Genomic DNA, 17,703 nt, shown 5'->3' with positions numbered 1-17,703 from the left:
CATGACCAGGATTACACGACGCATACTGTTGGCGGGAGCGGTCGCTCTTGCCATGTCCCCCGCGGCGCGGGCGGCGGATCCGCTCAAGGAAATCCGTATCGACTGGGCGACCTATAATCCGGTGTCGATGGTCCTGAAGCAGAAGGGGCTCCTGGAAAAGGAGTTCGCCAAGGACGGCATCACCGTCACCTGGGTGCAGTCGGCCGGCTCCAACAAGGCGCTCGAATTCCTCAATGCGGGCTCGATCGACTTCGGCTCGACCGCGGGCTCGGCGGCGCTGGTCGCGCGTATCAACGGCAACCCGATCAAGTCGATCTACGTCTATTCGCGTCCCGAATGGACGGCGTTGGTGACATCAAAGGATTCCAAGATTGCTAGTGTCGCCGATCTCAAGGGCAAGCGGGTCGCGGTGACGCGCGGCACCGATCCGCACATCTTCCTGGTGCGCGCATTGCTTGGCGCAGGTCTCACCGAAAAGGACATCACGCCGGTGCTGCTCCAGCACGCCGACGGCAAGACCGCGCTGATCCGCGGCGACGTCGATGCGTGGGCCGGGCTCGATCCGATGATGGCGCAGGCCGAGGTCGAGGACGGCGCGAAACTGTTCTATCGCAAGGCCGACGCCAACACTTGGGGCATCCTCAATGTGCGCGAGCAGTTTTTGAAAGACTATCCGGACGCCGCCCGCCGCGTGCTCGCGGTGTACGAAGAAGCGCGCAAATATTCGCTCGCGAATTACGACGAGCTCAAGAAGACCTTCATCGCCGTGACCAAGCTGCCGGAGCCTGTCGTCGATAAGCAACTCAAGGAGCGCACCGAGCTGACCCACAGCCGCATCGGCGCGCCCCAGCGCGAATCGATCCTCGCCGCGGGCCTCGCCCTGCAACAGGCCGGCGTCGTCGACGCCAAGGTCGACGTGAAGGCGACGCTGGATGGGCTGATCGACGATCAGGTGCCGCTGCCGACGAATTAAAGGCAGGCGGGCGGCAAACTCGGTCGTCGTCCCGGGGCGCGAAGCGAGCCCGGGACCCATAACCACAGGAAGTGGTTTGGCGCCAAAGGGGCAACTCCAAGCCCCCGTAGCCACGCCTTCCCGTGGTTATGGGTCCCGGATCTGCGCTCGGCTTCGCTGCGCTTGTCCGGGACGACGCCGAGAATGCCGCGCGCCCTTGCAATCCCGCACAAGACGCGCTTCCTACCGGCCATGATCTCTGACGCGCCAGTGCTGCAACAGACTACGGAACCGGCCGAGAGCGCCGCGCCCTCGCGGCTGTCGCGCTATGCGGGGCCGACGCTGGGATTGCTGTTGCCACTGACCCTCGCGCTTGGCTGGGAACTCGTGGTCTGGTCCGGCTGGTCCAACGGCCGGCTGGTGCCGCCGCCCTCGCGCGTGTTCGCCACCGTCGTTGATCTTGCACGCTCCGGCGAACTGTTCCGTCACATCGCCGCAACGCTGTGGCGTGTCGGCCTCGGCTTCGCGTTCGGGGTGGTCGCGGGCACCTTGCTCGGCGCCATATCCGGCTATTGGTCGCTGGCGCGGCGGCTGCTCGACCCGACCGTGCAAGCGCTGCGCGCGATCCCGTCGCTGGCCTGGGTGCCGCTGTTCATCCTCTGGCTCGGCATTTTCGAGACCTCGAAGATCGCGCTGATCGCGGTCGGCGTGTTCTTTCCGGTCTATCTCGGCGTGATGGGCGCGATCCTCATCGTCGATCGCAAGATCGTCGAGGTCGGTCGCACATTCCGTCTCTCCGGGCCTGCCATGATCCGCCGTATCCTGCTGCCCGCGGTGCTGCCGGCCTATGTCGTGTCCTTGCGCGTCGGTCTTGGTCTGGGCTGGATGTTCGTGGTGGCGGCCGAGCTGATCGGCGCGTCCGAAGGCCTCGGCTATCTCCTGCTCGACGGCCAGCAGCTCGGCAAGCCCGCGCAGATCCTCGCCGCCATCGTGATCTTCGCGATCCTCGGCAAGCTCACGGATTGGCTGATCGAGATCGCGGCTGCGCCCTTCCTGCGCTGGCAGGACGCCTTCGGGCGTACGACGGGAGCATAAGGCGATGCTGGCGCTCGACCGGGTCAGCAAGACCTATCCCAACGGCGTGCAGGCGCTGGCGCGCTTTTCGGCCGAGATCAGGCAAGGCGAGATCGTCGCCATCATTGGCGGCTCGGGCTGCGGCAAGTCCACGCTGCTGCGCGCCATCGCGGGCCTCGACCGCGCAAGCTCGGGCACGGTGACGCTCGACAACGAGGCGATCGCCTCGCCGCATGCCAAGATCGGCATCATCTTCCAGGAGCCGCGGCTGCTGCCCTGGCTCAGCGTCGCCGACAATATCGGCTTTGGTCTTGCCGATGGGCCCGCCACCGAGCGGCGTGAAAAGGTGGCGCGTGCGCTCGAGCGTGTCGGGCTCGCCGAGAAAGCGCAGGCCTGGCCGCGCGAGCTCTCGGGCGGGCAGGCACAGCGCGTCGCGATTGCCCGCGCACTGGTGCCGCAGCCCGAGGTGCTCTTGCTCGACGAACCGTTCTCGGCGCTCGATGCCTTCACCCGCAGGGACCTCCAGGATCATCTGCTCGATCTCTGGGCCGACACGCGGCCGACGCTCATCCTCGTCACCCATGACGTCGACGAGGCCGTGGTGCTGGCTGACCGCGTGCTGGTGATGCGGCCGCGGCCGGGCCGGCTGTTCGACCAGATCGAGATCAACCTGGGCAGGCCACGCGACCGCAATTCGCCGCTGTTCGAGAATTTCAAGCGAAGTGTGCTGACGTCACTCGACCGTTCGCTCGACCGCAACGTGCCCGACCGTGACGCAACCCAGGGTCCCGGTCAGGCCATGTGGTGGTGACAATTTCGCTCCGAGCCGGTACATCGCAAGCCGGTACTTCGTAGAGACGATTTTCCCGGGAGAGACAAAATGGACGCCGCAGCACTGCGCCAGATGCAGGCCCCGATCAAGGAGCGCTACAAGACCGACCCCAAGACCGCGATGATCACGTTGAAGGCCAAGGGCTCGACCGACAGCGAGGGCATCGCCTGCAAGGTCGAGACCGGCCGCGCCATCGCGATGGCCGGCCTGCATCCCGCGACTGGCGGCTCCGGCCTGGAGCTCTGCTCGGGCGACATGCTGCTCGAGGCGCTGGTCGCCTGCGCCGGCGTCACGCTGAAATCGGTCGCGACCGCGATCGAGGTGCCCTTGAAGACCGGCAACGTCTACGCCGAGGGCGATCTCGATTTCCGCGGCACGCTCGGCGTCGACAAGGAGACGCCGGTCGGCTTCGCCGAGATACGTCTGCGCTTCGACGTCGATACTGATGCGCCGCAAGACAAGCTCGACCTGCTGCTCAAGCTCACCGAGCGCTACTGCGTGGTCTATCAGACCATCAAGAACGGCCCGAAGGTCTCGGTGTCGATGCAGCGGATGTAGCGAGCGAAGGCCGCTCGCCCAACAATTCGTGTCGTCTCGGCGAAGCCCGGGACGACAAAAGAAAAAAATGTCCCCCGAGCTCCACTTCATCCTCATCCTCGTTCTGCGCATGATGGTTGCGGCGGCGTTCGTCGTGACGGCGTCGATCATCACCGAGCGCTCAGGGCCGGTGATCGGCGCGCTGGTCGCGACCTTGCCGGTTTCGGCCGGGCCATCCTACGTCTTCCTCGCGCTCGACCACGATGCCGCCTTCATCGCGCAGGGCGCGCTGTCGAGCTTGCCGGTCAATGCCGCGACGATCTTCATGTGTCTCACCTATGTGGTGCTGGCGCAGCGGCGCAGCCTTCTGGTGAGTTGCGGAAGCGCGGTCGCGGTCTGGATCGTGTTCGCCTCGATCATCAAGCAGTTCGACTGGCCGCTCACCGCCGGGCTCGCCGCCAATCTGATCGCGTTCGGCATCTGTATTCCGCTGCTCGCGGGCTATCGCCACGTGAAGATGCCGCTGGTGACGCGGCGCTGGTACGACGTTCTGATGCGGGCGGCGCTGGTCGCGACCCTGGTTGCCATCGTCGTCTCGACGTCGGGCTGGGTCGGCCCCCGGATTAGCGGCATCATCGCGCTGTACCCGGTGGTGTTCTCCAGCATCATGGTGATCCTGCATCCGCGCATCGGCGGTCCGCCGACCGCCGCGGTGCTGGCCAATTCGGCCTGGGGCCTACTCGGATTCGGAATGGCGATCGCGGTGTTGCACGGGGCGGTGGCGTGGTTCGACTCCGCCGTCGGTCTTGGGCTTGCTCTCGCCACGTGCATCGTTTGGAATCTGACGCTGTGGGGGATCGGGCGGCGTACGCAGCACAAGGCGCGACAAGTACCGTGACACTACGGCCATGCGGCACGGCGTCGGATACTTCCGTAGCAAACTCGCCATGACCGGTCACGAGACGCTTTCCTTCAAACTCCTGAAGGACCAAGGCCATTTCAAGTCGCAGCGCCGACCGAGCAGCGTGTAAGGCGCGCCGTCGTGCAGCTTTAGGCTGCTTTGTCGGCCATCGCCTTTCGCAGAATTCGTTAGCACTTTATTCGAGTCTTATGGGTACTGAATTATTCTGCATACCCGCCTCGGTCTTCGCAATGCGAGTTTTACCGGCGGAAGTTTCGATTGGAATTCGGCGCGTGTGCCGCGCCGTCACGTCCCCTGATCCCGTCACGCAATTTCATGATTTCGGAGATTCACTGATGTTTGGTCGCAAGTCCCGCAACGACGCGGATGCTCAGCTCGCAGCCATCGGCCGCTCGCAGGCCATGATCGAGTTTGCCATGGACGGCACGATCCTGACCGCCAACCAAAATTTCTTGAACGCCCTCGGCTATTCCCTCGACGAAATCAAGGGAAAGAAGCACGCCATGTTCATGCCGGCCGACCAGCGCGACGGCGCCGAGTACAAGGCGTTCTGGGCTGAATTGAACCGCGGCGAGTATCAGGCAAGCGAGTTCAAGCGGATCGCGAAGGGCGGCCGTGAGATCTGGATCGAGGCATCCTACAATCCGGTGCTCGACGGCAACGGCAAGACGGTGATGGTCGCCAAGATTGCGACCGAAATCACCGAGAAGAAGATCCGGAGCATGACGGACTCTTCGAAGATCGCCGCTATCGGCCGCGCCCAGGCCGTGATCGAGTTCAAGCTCGACGGCACCATCGTCACGGCCAACGAGAATTTCTGCAACGCGCTTGGCTATTCGCTGACCGAGATCCAGGGCAAGCATCACAGCCTCTTCATGCCCCAGGCCGAGCGCGACGGCGCGGCCTATCGCGAGTTCTGGGCCAAGCTCAACCGCGGCGAATACCAGGCTGGCGACTTCAAGCGCATCGGCAAGGGCGGCCGCGAGGTCTGGATTCTCGCCTCCTACAATCCGCTACTCGATGAGAACGGCAAGCCCTCCGGCGTCGCCAAGTTCGCGACCGACGTCACGGCGGAGAAGCTGAAGAATGCCGACCTTGCGGGCCAGATCTCGGCGATCGAGAAGGCGCAGGCGGTGATCGAGTTCAACATGGACGGCACGATCATCGCCGCCAACGCCAATTTCCTCGGCGCCCTCGGCTATTCGCTGGCTGAGATCAAGGGCAAGCACCACAGCATGTTTGTCGAGCCCTCGGAGCGCGATGGCAATGGCTATCGCGAGTTCTGGGCGGCGCTCAACCGCGGCCAGTATCAGGCGGCCGAATACAAGCGCATCGGCAAGGGCGGCAGGGAGGTCTATATCCAGGCCTCCTACAATCCGATCATGGATCTCAACGGCAAGCCGTTCAAGGTCATGAAATATGCGACCGACGTCACGAAACAGGTGCTGGTCCGCATGGGCAACGAGCGCGTCCGCGGCATGATGGAATCGGTCGCCGCCGGATCGGAAGAGCTGAACGCCTCGGTGCGGGAGATTTCCGAGGCCATGACCAAATCGCGCGAGACGGCGATGAGCGCGGTGGAGCAGGTCGCGTCCGCTGATGCCCAGGCCCAGCGCCTCACTGAAGCGGCGCTGGCGATGAGCGGGATCGTCGAGCTCATCAACAACATCACCGGGCAGATCAACCTCCTGGCACTTAACGCCACCATCGAATCCGCCCGCGCCGGCGAAGCCGGTCGGGGCTTTGCGGTGGTGGCCTCGGAGGTCAAGAGCCTCGCCAACCAAGCCAAGCAGGCCACTGACAAGATCGGCGCTGAGATCGGTAGCCTCAACGGCATCTCTGGAGACGTCGTCACCGCCCTGGCTTCGATCAAGACGGCCATCAGCAACGTCAGCGAATATGTGACGTCGACGGCCGCGGCGATCGAAGAGCAGAGCACGGTGACCAACGAGATGTCGACCAGCATGCAGCGCGCCGCAGCGGAAGCGGCGGCGATCGCGGCGAGGGCGTAGCGTTCAGAAGCATAGGGTGGGTTAGCGAAGCGTAACCCGCCACTTCTCGCGCGCTGACAAAGGTGGCGGGTTACGCCTTCGGCTAACCCACCCTGCGGCACCGTCACTGCTTCGGCAGCTTGGCCTTCAACGCATACAGCGCATCGAGCGCTTCGCGTGGCGACATCTCGTCCGGATGCAGCGCCTTCACCGCGTCCATCAGCAGTTCGGCCTCGCTCGGCGGTGTGACTTCTGCGGCGGCGCGCGAGGGCACTGCGAACAGCGGCAGATCGTCAGCAAGCGCGCGCGCGGTCTGGCCGCGGTCCTGGGCTTCCAGCTTCGCCAGCACCGATTTGGCGCGCGTGATCACGGCCGGCGGCAGGCCCGCGAGCTTGGCGACCTGGATGCCGTAAGAGCGGTCGGCCGAACCCGGCAATACCTCGTGCAGGAACACGACATTGCCCTGCCATTCCTTCACCCGCACGGTCGCGTTGAACATCCGCGGCAGCTTGGCGGAGAGCGCCGTCAGCTCGTGGTAATGCGTCGCGAACAGCGTGCGGCAGCGGTTGCTCTCGTGCAGGTGCTCGATTGCGGCCCAGGCGATCGAGAGGCCGTCGAAGGTCGCAGTGCCGCGGCCGATTTCATCAAGGATCACGAGCGCACGCTCGCCGGCCTGGTTTAGGATCGCGGCGGTCTCGACCATCTCGACCATGAAGGTGGAACGGCCGCGGGCGAGATCGTCGGCGGCGCCGACACGCGAGAACAGGCGGTCGATGATGCCGATCCGCGCGCGTGTCGCCGGCACGAAACTTCCGATCTGGGCGAGCAACGCAATCAGCGCGTTCTGGCGCAGGAAGGTCGACTTACCCGCCATGTTCGGACCGGTCAGCAACCAGAGCTGGCCGGATTTTTGCGCAGGGCCCGGCGAGAGATCGCAGGCATTGGCGATGAACGGCTGGCCATTGCGCTTCAAGGCCTGCTCGACCACCGGATGGCGGCCCGCCTCGATCGCGAAGCCGAGAGACGAGTCCACCTCGGGCCGCACATAGTTCTCGTCGATCGCCAGCTTGGCAAGCGACGTCGCGACGTCGAGCAGCGCAAAGGCGTGAGCGGCGGCGCGCAGTTCCTCGCTGATGGCCAAAGCCTTGGCGCAGAGCCGCTCGAAAATCTCGAGCTCGAGCCCGAGTGCGCGGTCGCCGGCATTGGCGATCTTGGCTTCGATCTCCCCGAGCTCCGAGGTGGTGAAGCGGACCTGGCCGGCCAGCGTCTGGCGGTGGATGAAGGTTGCGTTCAGCGGCGCCGACATCAGCTTGTCGCCGTGCTGCGCGGTGACCTCGACAAAATAGCCGAGCACGTTGTTGTGCCGGATCTTGAGCCCCTTCACACCCGTGTTGTCGGCGTAGCGCGCCTGCATCGAGGCCACCACCAGGCGCGAGGCGTCGCGCAGATTTCGCGTTTCGTCCAGCGCAGGCTCATAGCCCTGGCGAACGAACCCGCCGTCGCGCTTGATCAGCGGCAGTTGATCGTCGAGCGCCCTGGCGAATTCCGCCGCGAGCTCGCGCGATGGCTTTTGCAGCGCCGCCATCACGACGGCGATCTCCTGCGGCGGCTGGTCGAGTTCGTCAAGCCGCGTCAGCACCTGGTCGGCGGCGATGATGCCATCGCGCAGGCCGGCGAGGTCACGCGGACCGCCGCGGCCGACGGATATACGGGCCAGCGCCCGCGACATGTCCGGGGCGCCGCGCAGGATGCTGCGGATGTCCTCGCGCGCGGCCGAGTCGGCAACGAAGCTGCCGACGGCATCGAGCCGCCGCGCAATCGCCGCCGCATCGGTCAGCGGCGCGGCAAGCCGCTGCGCCAGCAGGCGCGAGCCGGCCGAGGTCACCGTGCAGTCGATCGCGTCGAGCAGCGAGCCGCGGCGTTCGCCGGCGAGTGTCCGCGTCAGTTCGAGATTGGCGCGGGTGGCGGGATCGATCGCCATGGTCGCGCCCGAGGCTTCGCGCGCGGGCGGCGACAGCGGCGGATGTTTGCCGACCTGGGTGCGGTCAACATAGGTGACGGCGCCGGCGGCGGCAGTGGCTTCCAGCCGCGTGAGCTGGGACAGTCCGTCCATGGTCGCGACGGCAAAATAGTCGCACAGCCGCTTCTCGGCAGTGGCGCCGTCGAAGACGTCGCGGGTCAGCGGCGTCACCGCCGGCAGCTCGCGCAGGGTCTGTCCGAGCTCGCTGTCGTTATAGAGCGCGTCGGTGACGATCACCTCGTTCGGATTGATCCGCGCCAGCGTGGCGGCGAGTTCGCCGCCCGAACATTCCGTCACCGTGAACTCGGCGGTCGAGATGTCGATCCAGGCGAGGCCAAAGCGGTCACCGCCCGCCGATGAGCGCGCGCGCGCGAGCGCCAGCAGGTAATTGTTGGCGCGCGCGTCGAGCAGCGTGTCCTCGGTCAGCGTGCCCGGCGTGACCAGGCGCACCACGCCGCGGCGCACGACGCTCTTGTTGCCGCGTGCTTTCGCCGCCGCGGGATCCTCGGTCTGCTCGCACACCGCGACCCGGTGCCCGGCGGTGATCAGCCGGTGCAAATAGTCCTCGGAGCGCTCGACTGGCACGCCGCACATCGGGATATCGGCGCCTTGATGCTTGCCGCGCTTGGTCAGGACGATGCCGAGTGTCCTGGAGGCGATCTCGGCGTCCTCGAAGAACAGCTCGTAAAAGTCGCCCATCCGGTAGAACAGCAGAAGGCCCTGATGTGCCGCCTTGATTTCAAGGTACTGTTCCATCATCGGCGTGACGCGCGCGGCAGCTTCCGCCTGCGGCGCGGGCGTATCGTCGGGAGGCGGTGCAGGGATCGGTTGTTGCATTGTCATGGGCGGCGCAACCTACAAAATTTCGCCCCGCGCTCCTATCGCTTTGGCCGGAGAGGGGAGGTTTTCCACGTTGTCCGCACCGCGGCATGCGCAACTCGCGTGCACACCCCTCGGAACACGCGCGTATCGGTCAATTGACCTGCCGCGGGCGCCCTCCTAAAACTCCGTCGACATTGAAGAATTTAGGCCGGATCGCGGCATTCAGGGAGAACAACCATGCGTGACGTCTTTATCTGCGATGCCGTGCGGACCCCGATCGGCCGTTTTGGCGGGTCGCTCGCCAAGGTGCGTGCCGACGACCTGGCGGCGGCCCCGATCAAGGCACTGATGGCCAAGCACCCCAATCTCGATTGGGCACAGGTTGACGAGGTCTTCTTCGGCTGTGCCAACCAGGCCGGCGAGGACAACCGCAACGTGGCACGCATGGCGCTCCTGCTTGCGGGCCTGCCGGATTCCGTTCCGGGCCAGACCCTGAACCGGCTCTGTGCCTCCGGTCTCGATGCGGTCGGTGCCGCCGGCCGCGCCATCCGCTCCGGCGAGATGGAGCTTGCGATTGCGGGCGGCGTCGAATCCATGACGCGCGCGCCCTTCGTGATGGGCAAGGCGCAGGAAGCGTTCTCGCGCTCGGCTGAGATCTTCGACACCACGATCGGCTGGCGCTTCATCAATCCGCTGCTGAAGGCGCAGTATGGCGTCGACGCGATGCCCGAGACCGGCGAGAACGTCGCCGAGGAATTCCAGGTCTCGCGCGCGGATCAGGACGCCTTCGCGATCCGCTCGCAGCAGCGCGCGGGCGCCGCGATTGCGGCCGGCTATTTCGCCGAAGAAATCACCCCGATCACCATTCCCGGCGGCAAGGCCGGCCCTGTCACCGTCGACAAGGACGAGCATCCGCGTCCCGAGACCACGCTGGAAGCCCTGACGAAGCTCAGGCCGATCGTGCGCAATCCCGGCACGGTGACCGCGGGCAACGCCTCCGGCGTCAATGACGGCGCCGCCGCGATGATCCTGGCGTCCGAGGCTGCCGTGAAGAAGCACGGCCTGACGCCGCGCGCGCGCATCCTCGGCCTCGCCTCGGCCGGCGTGCCGCCGCGCATCATGGGCATTGGACCTGTGCCGGCCACCCGCAAGCTGATGGAACGTCTCGGCAAGAAAATCAGCGATTTCGACCTGATCGAGCTCAACGAAGCCTTTGCCTCGCAGGGTATCGCCTGCATACGCCAGCTCGGCGTTGCCGACGATGCCGACTTCGTCAATCCGCATGGCGGTGCGATCGCACTCGGTCATCCCCTCGGCATGAGCGGCGCGCGCCTTGCGCTCACCGCGGTGCACGGCATGGAGAAGCGCGGCGGCAAGCTCGCGCTCGCCACCATGTGCGTCGGCGTCGGTCAGGGCGTCGCGGTCGCGATCGAGAAGCTGAACTGACGGGACGCGCAGCGTGCCGTCATCCCGGAGCCGGGTGCCCCAGACTCGTCATGCCCGGGCTTGTCCCGCCTGCGAGGCCGAAGCCTCTTCGGCGAGGCGAAGGCCCGGGCATCCACGGTTCTTGGTGCCGCGAGAAGAAGGTCGTGGATGGCCGGGACAAGCCCGGCCATGACGCAAGGTGAGGGAGCATCCCATGATCATCGGGCGCGAGCAGGACGTCACGGCCGCGGCCTTGGCGGTGATGGAGCAGACATCCGATCCACGGCTACGCCAGATCATGGTCTCCCTGGTCAAGCATCTGCACGGTTTTGTTCGCGACGTTCGCCTGACCGAGAAGGAATTCCGCGACGCCACGGCTGTTATCGCCGAACTCGGCAAGCTCTCGACCGACACGCATAATGAGGTCGTGCTGATGGCAGGCTCGCTCGGCGTCTCGCCGCTGGTGTGCCTGCTGAATAATGGCGATGAGGGCAACACGGAGACCGACCAGTCGCTGCTCGGACCATTCTGGCGGCTGAACTCGCCGCGGGTGGAAAATGGCGGATCGATCGTCCGCTCCGAGACCCCAGGCGCGCCGCTGTTCGTCAACGGCCGCGTCGTGGACAAGGACGGCCGTCCCGTCGCCGGCGCCGAGGTCGACGTCTGGCACGCGTCGCCGGTTGGTCTTTATGAAAACCAGGACCCCGAGCAGGCCGACATGAACCTGCGCGGCAAGTTTACGACCGACCAGGACGGAGCCTTCTCGTTCCGCTCCGTGATGATGGTCGGCTATCCCATTCCGACCGACGGCGTGGTCGGCCGCCTCCTGGAGGCGCAGAACCGGCATCCCTATCGTCCCGCGCACCTGCACGCGTTGGTCTTCAAGCCCGGATTCAAGGTGCTGATCTCGCAGGTCTACGACCCCGCCGACCCGCATATCGATAGTGACGTGCAGTTCGGCGTGACCAAAGCGCTGATCGGCAAGTTCCTGCGCCATGACACGCCACATCCGACCGAGCGCGACGTCGCGACGCCCTGGTATTCGCTGGACCATGTCTATCGGCTCGAAGCCGGCGAGGCCGTCCTGCCGCGTCCGCCGATCAAATAGGGCTCAAAGCCGCTTCCCCCAATTAGTTATATCCTATAATGATTGGCGGAAGCGTTGACCGGTCGGAAAAGGGCCGGGGAGGAGTTCGCCAATGACATTCATCTATCCCGTCGACAGCAACACGGCGCATCCGCTGCCGCTGTCGCCCGAGTACAAAAGCTCGATCAAGCGGGCGCCGAACAAGCCCTTGATCCCGATGCGCCATACACTGTCGGAGCTGACCGGCCCGGTCTACGGCCACGAGACCGTTCGCGAGGGCGACAATGATCTCACCACCCAACACACCGGCGAGCCGCTCGGGGAACGCATTATTGTGCACGGCCATGTGTGCGACGAGGACGGCCGCGGCGTGCCGAACTCGCTGGTCGAGATCTGGCAGGCCAATTCCTGCGGCCGTTACGTTCACGTCCGCGACCAGCATCCGGCGCCGCTCGATCCGAACTTTACGGGCGCCGGCCGCACCGTGAGCGACGTCTCCGGTTACTACCGCTTTGTCACCATCAAGCCTGGCGCCTATCCCTGGGGCAACCATCATAACGCCTGGCGTCCCGCACACATCCATCTCTCTGTGTTCGGCCATTCCTTCGTCACGCGTCTCGTGACGCAGATGTACTTCCCGGCCGATCCGCTGTTCCCGTTCGATCCGATCTTCAATTCGGTGCCGGACGAGAAGGCGCGGGCGCGGATGGTGTCATCGTTTGATCTCGAGAACACCCAGCCCGAATGGGCGCTGTGTTACCGCTTTGACATCGTGCTGCGCGGCAAGAACGCCACGCCTATGGAGAACCATTAAGTGCAGGACAATGGGATCACGCCGTCGCAGACCGTCGGCCCGTTCTTCAAATACGGCCTGACGCCGACCGGTGAGTACGCCTGGAACGATGCGTTCACCAACTCGACCCTGACGCCCGACGTCACCGGCGACCGCGTCCGGATCGAGGGCCGCGTGTTCGACGGCGATGGCGTCGCCGTGCCCGATGTCATGCTGGAGATATGGCAGGCCGATGGGCAGGGGCGCTTCGCGGATCCGCAGGACAAGCGCGGGCTGTCGAATGCGAGCTTCCGTGGCTTTGCCCGTTGCGGCACCGACAAGGACGGCAATTATTCCTTTGAAACCATCAAGCCGGGCGTGGTGCCCGATCCCGACGGCAAGCCGCAGGCACCGCATGTCCTGCTTGCGGTGTTTGGTCGCGGCATGCTGCGGCATCTCTATACCCGCATCTATTTCAGTGACGAGGCCGGCAATGCCGCCGATCCCGTGCTGGCGGTGGTGCCTGCCGACCGTCGCGCCACGCTGACGGCCGTGCGCGAGGCCGGCAAGCCGGTGTACCGGCTCGACCTGCGGCTCCAGGGCGACAACGAAACGGTATTTTTCGACGTGTGACCCCAGCGCCGTCCCGGACAGGCGGAGCCCCGATCCGGGACGACAGCGGAGGACGGGCCCAAGCTTCGCTGCCCGAAACCGTTGACCTGACGCCATTTCCCGTATTTTTCCGGAGTTCGCGCGATGCAATTTCCGCGCGATGCAATCCCGTGTTTACCGTATTCCTTTAGGGTCCGTGGGATTCAGCGCGGCCCATTGGATTTTTCCATGAAAATTCGTCTTTCGCTTTCTTCCGCAATCATTGCTTTCGGCATCGTTCTGGCCATCGGCTTTACCGCCGTGGTCTCGACCAGCCTCTACGCCTTGAAAGAGCTCAAGGTCGGCGGTCCGCTCTATTCTGATATCAAGCTCGGAAACGATCTCATCGCCGACATCCTGCCGCCGCCGGAATATGTGATCGAGGCCTACCTCGAGGCCACGCTCGCCATGCGCGAGCCCGACCAGCTGGCGGCCCATGCCGAACGCCTGGCCCAGCTCCGCAAGGATTACGACGAGCGCAAGGCATTCTGGGTCACCTCCAGCCTCTCGGCCGACCTGAAGACGACCCTGGTATCGAAATCCGACGCCGAGGTGCAGAAGTTCTGGAAGCTGTTGTCCGACCAGCTCCTCCCCGCCCTCAAGGCCAAGGATACGGCCGTCTCCGAGCGGGCCTACGCGCAGCTCAGGGAGGCCTATACCGCGCATCGCGCCGTCATCGACAGCATCGTCGAGAGCGCCAACAAGCAGAATGCCGACATGGAGAAGCTGGCCGCGGACCGCGACAGCTCGATGCTTTACATCCTCCTCGGCGTCTCCGCCGCCGTCCTCGCCTTCATTGCGGCGGGCCTGCTCGGCGTCGCCTTCGGCGTGATGCGCCCGATCGTGCGCATGACCAGCGCGATGCAAAAGCTCGCGACCGGCGATCTCGCCGCCGACATTCCTTTCGCGCACCGGCAGGACGAGGTCGGCTCGATGGCGGGTGCGCTCTTGGTGTTCAAGCAGTCCGCGGTCGAGAATTTCCGCCTGCGCGAGGAGCAGTTGCAGAAGGAGCAGGAGGCGGCGCTCGCCAAGCGTGAGGCCCTGCATCAGATGGCCGAAACCGTCGAGCGCGAGACCGGCCGCTCGGTCGACACCGCGAGCGCGGCGACGCAAGGCGTGGAGCGTGCCGCCTCCAGTCTGTCCGAGATCGCAAGGTCGCTCTCGACACAATCGCAGGCGGTCGCAGCCGCCTCCACCCAGGCCCTCGGCAGCTCGCAGACCGTCTCGGCCGCAGCTGAAGAACTCAGTGCTTCGATCCGCGAGATCGCAACCCAGGTCGCGCGGACCAGCACGGTTACAAAATCGGCGGTCGCCGGTCGGGAACAGGCGCGCTCGACCATCCAGACGCTGGCTGGATCGGTGAAGAAGATCGCCGAGGTCTCCGACCTCATCGGCGGCATCGCCGGCCAGACCAATCTGCTGGCACTCAACGCCACGATCGAGGCGGCGCGCGCCGGGGAGGCCGGCCGTGGCTTCGCGGTGGTCGCCGCCGAAGTGAAATCCCTCTCCGACCAGACCGCCAAATCCACCGAGGAGATCGCGCGGCTGATCGCCGAGATCCAGGCCTCGACGCAAGCCGCCGTCGACGCCGTCGAAACCATGGGAGGCCACATCGTCGAGATCGACGGCGTCGCCACCTCGGTTGCCGCCGCGATGGAAGAGCAGGACGCCGCGACGCGCGAGATCACGCGGTCGATTTCCGAATCGACTTCCGCGGCGAAGGAGGTCTCGGCCAAGATCGGTGATGTCAGCCGCGACGCCGCCTCCGTGAACGAGCGCGCCGCGGAGGTCAGGCAGGCGATCGCCGGCATGGCGGCCAATCTCGAACAGCTCCGGTCGGTTGTCGTGCGTACGGTGCGCGACTCGACGGCGGCGGCCTGAGCCCGGCGCGATGCCTATTGCTGGTGCCGGGGGTGTGATCGTGCAGTATGGTCCGGGACGAGGACATCGTGGCGTCCATGACACCTCCACAACTGCCGGCGGTCGTTGAGCCGGCTCTACTGACCGCTGCGCTACGCAGGGGCGGCGTGCTGGATGCGGGCGCGGTGCGCGAGGTGAAGGTGCTGCACCAATACCCTGCCATGGTGTCGCACGTTATCCGACTTGGGCTGCGCTATGTCGGGGAAGCAGCCGGGTCCCCGCACTCTGTCATCCTGAAGATCCCGAATCCGGCCTACGCCAAGTCGCTGGCGAATTCTGGTCGGCAGGAAGTGGCCTTCTACACCCGCCTTGCGCCAAATATGCCGTCGCACATCGTGCCGCGCTGCTACGATGGCCATTACGACGAAGTGAGTCAGGCTTGGCATCTCCTGCTTGAGGATCTCACCGACAGCCATGACGTTGCAGCTGACTGGCCATTGCCGCCGTCACGCGATCAGGCGATGGCGATCGTAACGGCGCTCGCCCGCTGGCATGCATCTTGGTGGGACCATGCGGGTCTCGGCGACACCATCGGCACCTGGATGAGCCTTGATGATACGGCGAGTCTGATAGAGACATTCGCCGGCCATTACGACCGCTTCGCCGATTTGCTTGGTGATCGCCTCAGTGAGGAGCGGCGGACCCTGTATCGGCGCTTCATCGACAAGGCCGAGCAACTGTTGCAACGCTACCATTCGCATCGCCATGTGACCATCGCTCACGGCGATGCCCATACCTGGAATTTCCTGCTGCCACGCGCGGGCATCGCTGACGCTGTGCGCATTTTCGATTTCGATCATTGGCGCATCAACGTTCCTACCCACGACCTTGCCTATATGATGGCGACGCAATGGTATCCAGAGCGCCGGCAGGCGCTCGAACGCCCGCTGCTCAATCGCTATCACGAGATGCTGATGGCGCACGGTGTCAGCGGCTATACGCGCGGCGCGCTCGACCAGGACTATCGGCGGTCGGTGCTGTGGCACATCACCAAGCCAGTCTGGCAGTGGAGCATCAACATCCCACCGGTGATCTGGTGGAATAATCTGGAGCGGGTGATGATGGCGGTCGAGGATCTGGGCTGCGAGGAGATTTTGGGGTAGAGGCGCGCAACATCATCAGTGTCGTCCCGGCGAAGGCATCACTCCATCACCGCGTGCTCCGGCCCGGCCGCCTGCTTGCGCAGGGTGGCCTTGGTCGAGCCGATCAGCAGGGCGAGCGGGATGGTGCAGAGGATGAAGAACATCACCAGTTCGTAGTCGTGCGCGAAGGCGATGATCTGCGCCTGCACGCTGACCATGCGATCGGCCATGGCGCGGCCGGCGTCGGTGGAGAGATTGATCATGCCGCTGACGCTGGGCATCTGGAGCGCATGGTTGAACGGGTTGATGTGCTCGGACAGGATCGCGTAGGTCCGCCGCGTGCCTTGTGTCAGCTGGGCGATGACGACGGAAATGCCCACCGAGCTCGCGACGTTGCGCATCAGGGTCAACATCGCGGTGCCGTCGGTGCGCAGCTCGTTAGACAAGGTCAGGAACGCCACCGTCGATAGCGGCACGAAGACGAGGCCGAAGCCGAAGCCCTGGATGACGCTGACGGTCACGATCTCCGGCACCTGGGTCAAATCGGTCCAGCCGGTCATCTGGAACAGCGAGCCCGCGGTCAGCGTCAGGCCCGTGATGATCAGCGTGCGGGCCTCGACATAACGCATCATGCGGCCGACCAGCATCATGGCGAAGAAAGTGCCGAAGCCGCGGCTCGCCAGCAGCAGGCCCGCGGTGATGATGGGATAGCCGATCACGTTCTGCATATAGGGGGAGGCCAGCGCCATGGTCGAGAACAGCACGAGGCCCATCACGACCATGAACACGCAGCCGGTGACGAAATTGCGGTCCTTGAAGAGCCCGAAGCGGATGAACGGTGTCGAGGTCGTGAAGGAATGCGCGATGAAGAAGTAGAAGGCGACGGCCGAGACGATGAACTCCGCAAGGATCTCACCCGATTCGAGCCAGCCCAATTGCTCGCCGCGGTCGAGCGCGAGCTGAAGCGAGCCGATCGCGACCGCCAGCGCCGCGAAGCCGAACCAGTCGAACTTGAGACTGAGATCCTTCCGGGTCTCGTCCATGAAGATGATCAGCCCGATCACGGTGATGGCGCCGAACGGCAAATTGACGAAGAACACCCAGTGCCAGGAATAAGTCTCGGTCAGCCAGGCGCCGAGCGAGGGACCCATGATCGGCCCCATCATCACGCCCATGCCCCAGATCGACATCGCCTTGGCGCGTTCCTGGAGCGTGTAATAGTCGAGCATCACCGATTGCGACAACGGCACCAGGGCCGCGCCGAACACGCCCTGCAGCAGGCGGAAAATCACCATCTGGTTGATGTCCTGCGCAAGCCCGCACAGCACCGATGCCATGGTGAAGCCGGCCGAGCAGATGATGAAGATGCGCTTGCGGCCGAAGCGGTTGGCGATCCAGCCCACCGGTGCCGTCATGATCGCGGCGGCGACGATGTAGGAGGTCAGCACCCAGTTGATCTGGTCCTGCGAAGCCGACAGCGTGCCCTGCATGTAGGGCAGGGCGACGTTGGCGATGGTGGTGTCCAGCGCCTGCATGATGGTTGCCGTCATGGCGCAGATCGTCACCATGTTCCGGCGCAGGCCGGGGACCATAAGGGCGGGATTGGACTCCGCCAT

General features: G+C 65.0%; 14 protein-coding genes. 12 read left to right on the top strand and 2 right to left on the bottom strand.

The features are described 5' to 3' along the window. Position 1: 1 nt before the first annotated feature. The 6 genes from AB3L03_RS16340 (at position 2) to AB3L03_RS16315 (ending at position 6,329) form a co-directional block, all read left to right on the top strand. Positions 2–973, top strand: a complete 972-nt coding sequence (locus AB3L03_RS16340; RefSeq protein ID WP_204513094.1) for an aliphatic sulfonate ABC transporter substrate-binding protein — start codon at positions 2–4, stop codon at positions 971–973. A 231-nt stretch (positions 974–1,204) separates the two neighbouring features. Continuing rightward, positions 1,205–2,047, top strand: a complete 843-nt coding sequence (locus AB3L03_RS16335) for an ABC transporter permease (protein WP_204514043.1) — start codon at positions 1,205–1,207, stop codon at positions 2,045–2,047. Positions 2,048–2,051: 4 nt separating this feature from the next. Then, positions 2,052–2,837, top strand: a complete 786-nt coding sequence (locus AB3L03_RS16330) for an ABC transporter ATP-binding protein (RefSeq protein ID WP_368508913.1) — start codon at positions 2,052–2,054, stop codon at positions 2,835–2,837. A 69-nt stretch (positions 2,838–2,906) separates the two neighbouring features. Then, on the top strand, positions 2,907–3,416 hold the full coding sequence (locus AB3L03_RS16325) for an OsmC family protein (RefSeq protein ID WP_027566043.1): 510 nt from the start codon (positions 2,907–2,909) through the stop codon (positions 3,414–3,416). Between the two features lie 67 nt (positions 3,417–3,483). Beyond that, positions 3,484–4,293: a hypothetical protein gene (locus AB3L03_RS16320; protein WP_368508912.1), complete on the top strand. Its 810-nt coding sequence runs from the start codon at positions 3,484–3,486 to the stop codon at positions 4,291–4,293. Positions 4,294–4,652: 359 nt separating this feature from the next. Further along, the gene (locus tag AB3L03_RS16315; protein WP_368508911.1) at positions 4,653–6,329 is read left to right on the top strand and encodes a PAS domain S-box protein; all 1,677 of its coding nucleotides are present in this window, start codon (positions 4,653–4,655) and stop codon (positions 6,327–6,329) included. 103 nt (positions 6,330–6,432) lie between these two features. On the opposite strand, the gene mutS is transcribed toward AB3L03_RS16315, so the two are convergent. Then, the gene (gene mutS / locus AB3L03_RS16310; RefSeq protein ID WP_368508910.1) at positions 6,433–9,171 is read right to left on the bottom strand and encodes a DNA mismatch repair protein MutS; all 2,739 of its coding nucleotides are present in this window, start codon (positions 9,169–9,171) and stop codon (positions 6,433–6,435) included. 216 nt (positions 9,172–9,387) lie between these two features. Here mutS and pcaF point away from each other — a divergent pair, with 216 nt between their 5' ends. The 6 genes from pcaF (at position 9,388) to AB3L03_RS16280 (ending at position 16,108) form a co-directional block, all read left to right on the top strand. Beyond that, on the top strand, positions 9,388–10,596 hold the full coding sequence (gene pcaF / locus AB3L03_RS16305; RefSeq protein ID WP_368508909.1) for a 3-oxoadipyl-CoA thiolase: 1,209 nt from the start codon (positions 9,388–9,390) through the stop codon (positions 10,594–10,596). A 193-nt stretch (positions 10,597–10,789) separates the two neighbouring features. Then, a complete protein-coding gene (locus AB3L03_RS16300; protein ID WP_085349769.1) occupies positions 10,790–11,683 on the top strand; it encodes a dioxygenase in 894 nt (297 codons plus the stop codon). A 91-nt stretch (positions 11,684–11,774) separates the two neighbouring features. Next, a complete protein-coding gene (pcaH, locus tag AB3L03_RS16295) occupies positions 11,775–12,476 on the top strand; it encodes a protocatechuate 3,4-dioxygenase subunit beta (RefSeq protein WP_085361940.1) in 702 nt (233 codons plus the stop codon). Continuing rightward, positions 12,477–13,067 carry a protocatechuate 3,4-dioxygenase subunit alpha gene (gene pcaG, locus AB3L03_RS16290; RefSeq protein WP_085349771.1) on the top strand — a complete coding sequence of 197 codons (591 nt, stop codon included), beginning with the start codon at positions 12,477–12,479 and terminating at the stop codon, positions 13,065–13,067. Positions 13,068–13,274: 207 nt separating this feature from the next. Next, a complete protein-coding gene (locus tag AB3L03_RS16285; RefSeq protein ID WP_368508908.1) occupies positions 13,275–14,966 on the top strand; it encodes a methyl-accepting chemotaxis protein in 1,692 nt (563 codons plus the stop codon). Positions 14,967–15,013: 47 nt separating this feature from the next. Next, on the top strand, positions 15,014–16,108 hold the full coding sequence (locus tag AB3L03_RS16280; protein ID WP_368508907.1) for a phosphotransferase: 1,095 nt from the start codon (positions 15,014–15,016) through the stop codon (positions 16,106–16,108). 38 nt (positions 16,109–16,146) lie between these two features. On the opposite strand, the gene AB3L03_RS16275 is transcribed toward AB3L03_RS16280, so the two are convergent. Continuing rightward, the gene (locus AB3L03_RS16275; protein ID WP_368508906.1) at positions 16,147–17,703 is read right to left on the bottom strand and encodes an MDR family MFS transporter; all 1,557 of its coding nucleotides are present in this window, start codon (positions 17,701–17,703) and stop codon (positions 16,147–16,149) included.

The sequence above is a fragment of the Bradyrhizobium lupini genome, from assembly GCF_040939785.1.
GTDB classification, from domain to species: domain Bacteria; phylum Pseudomonadota; class Alphaproteobacteria; order Rhizobiales; family Xanthobacteraceae; genus Bradyrhizobium; species Bradyrhizobium canariense_D.
This window is presented reverse-complemented; position numbering and strand designations above follow the sequence as displayed.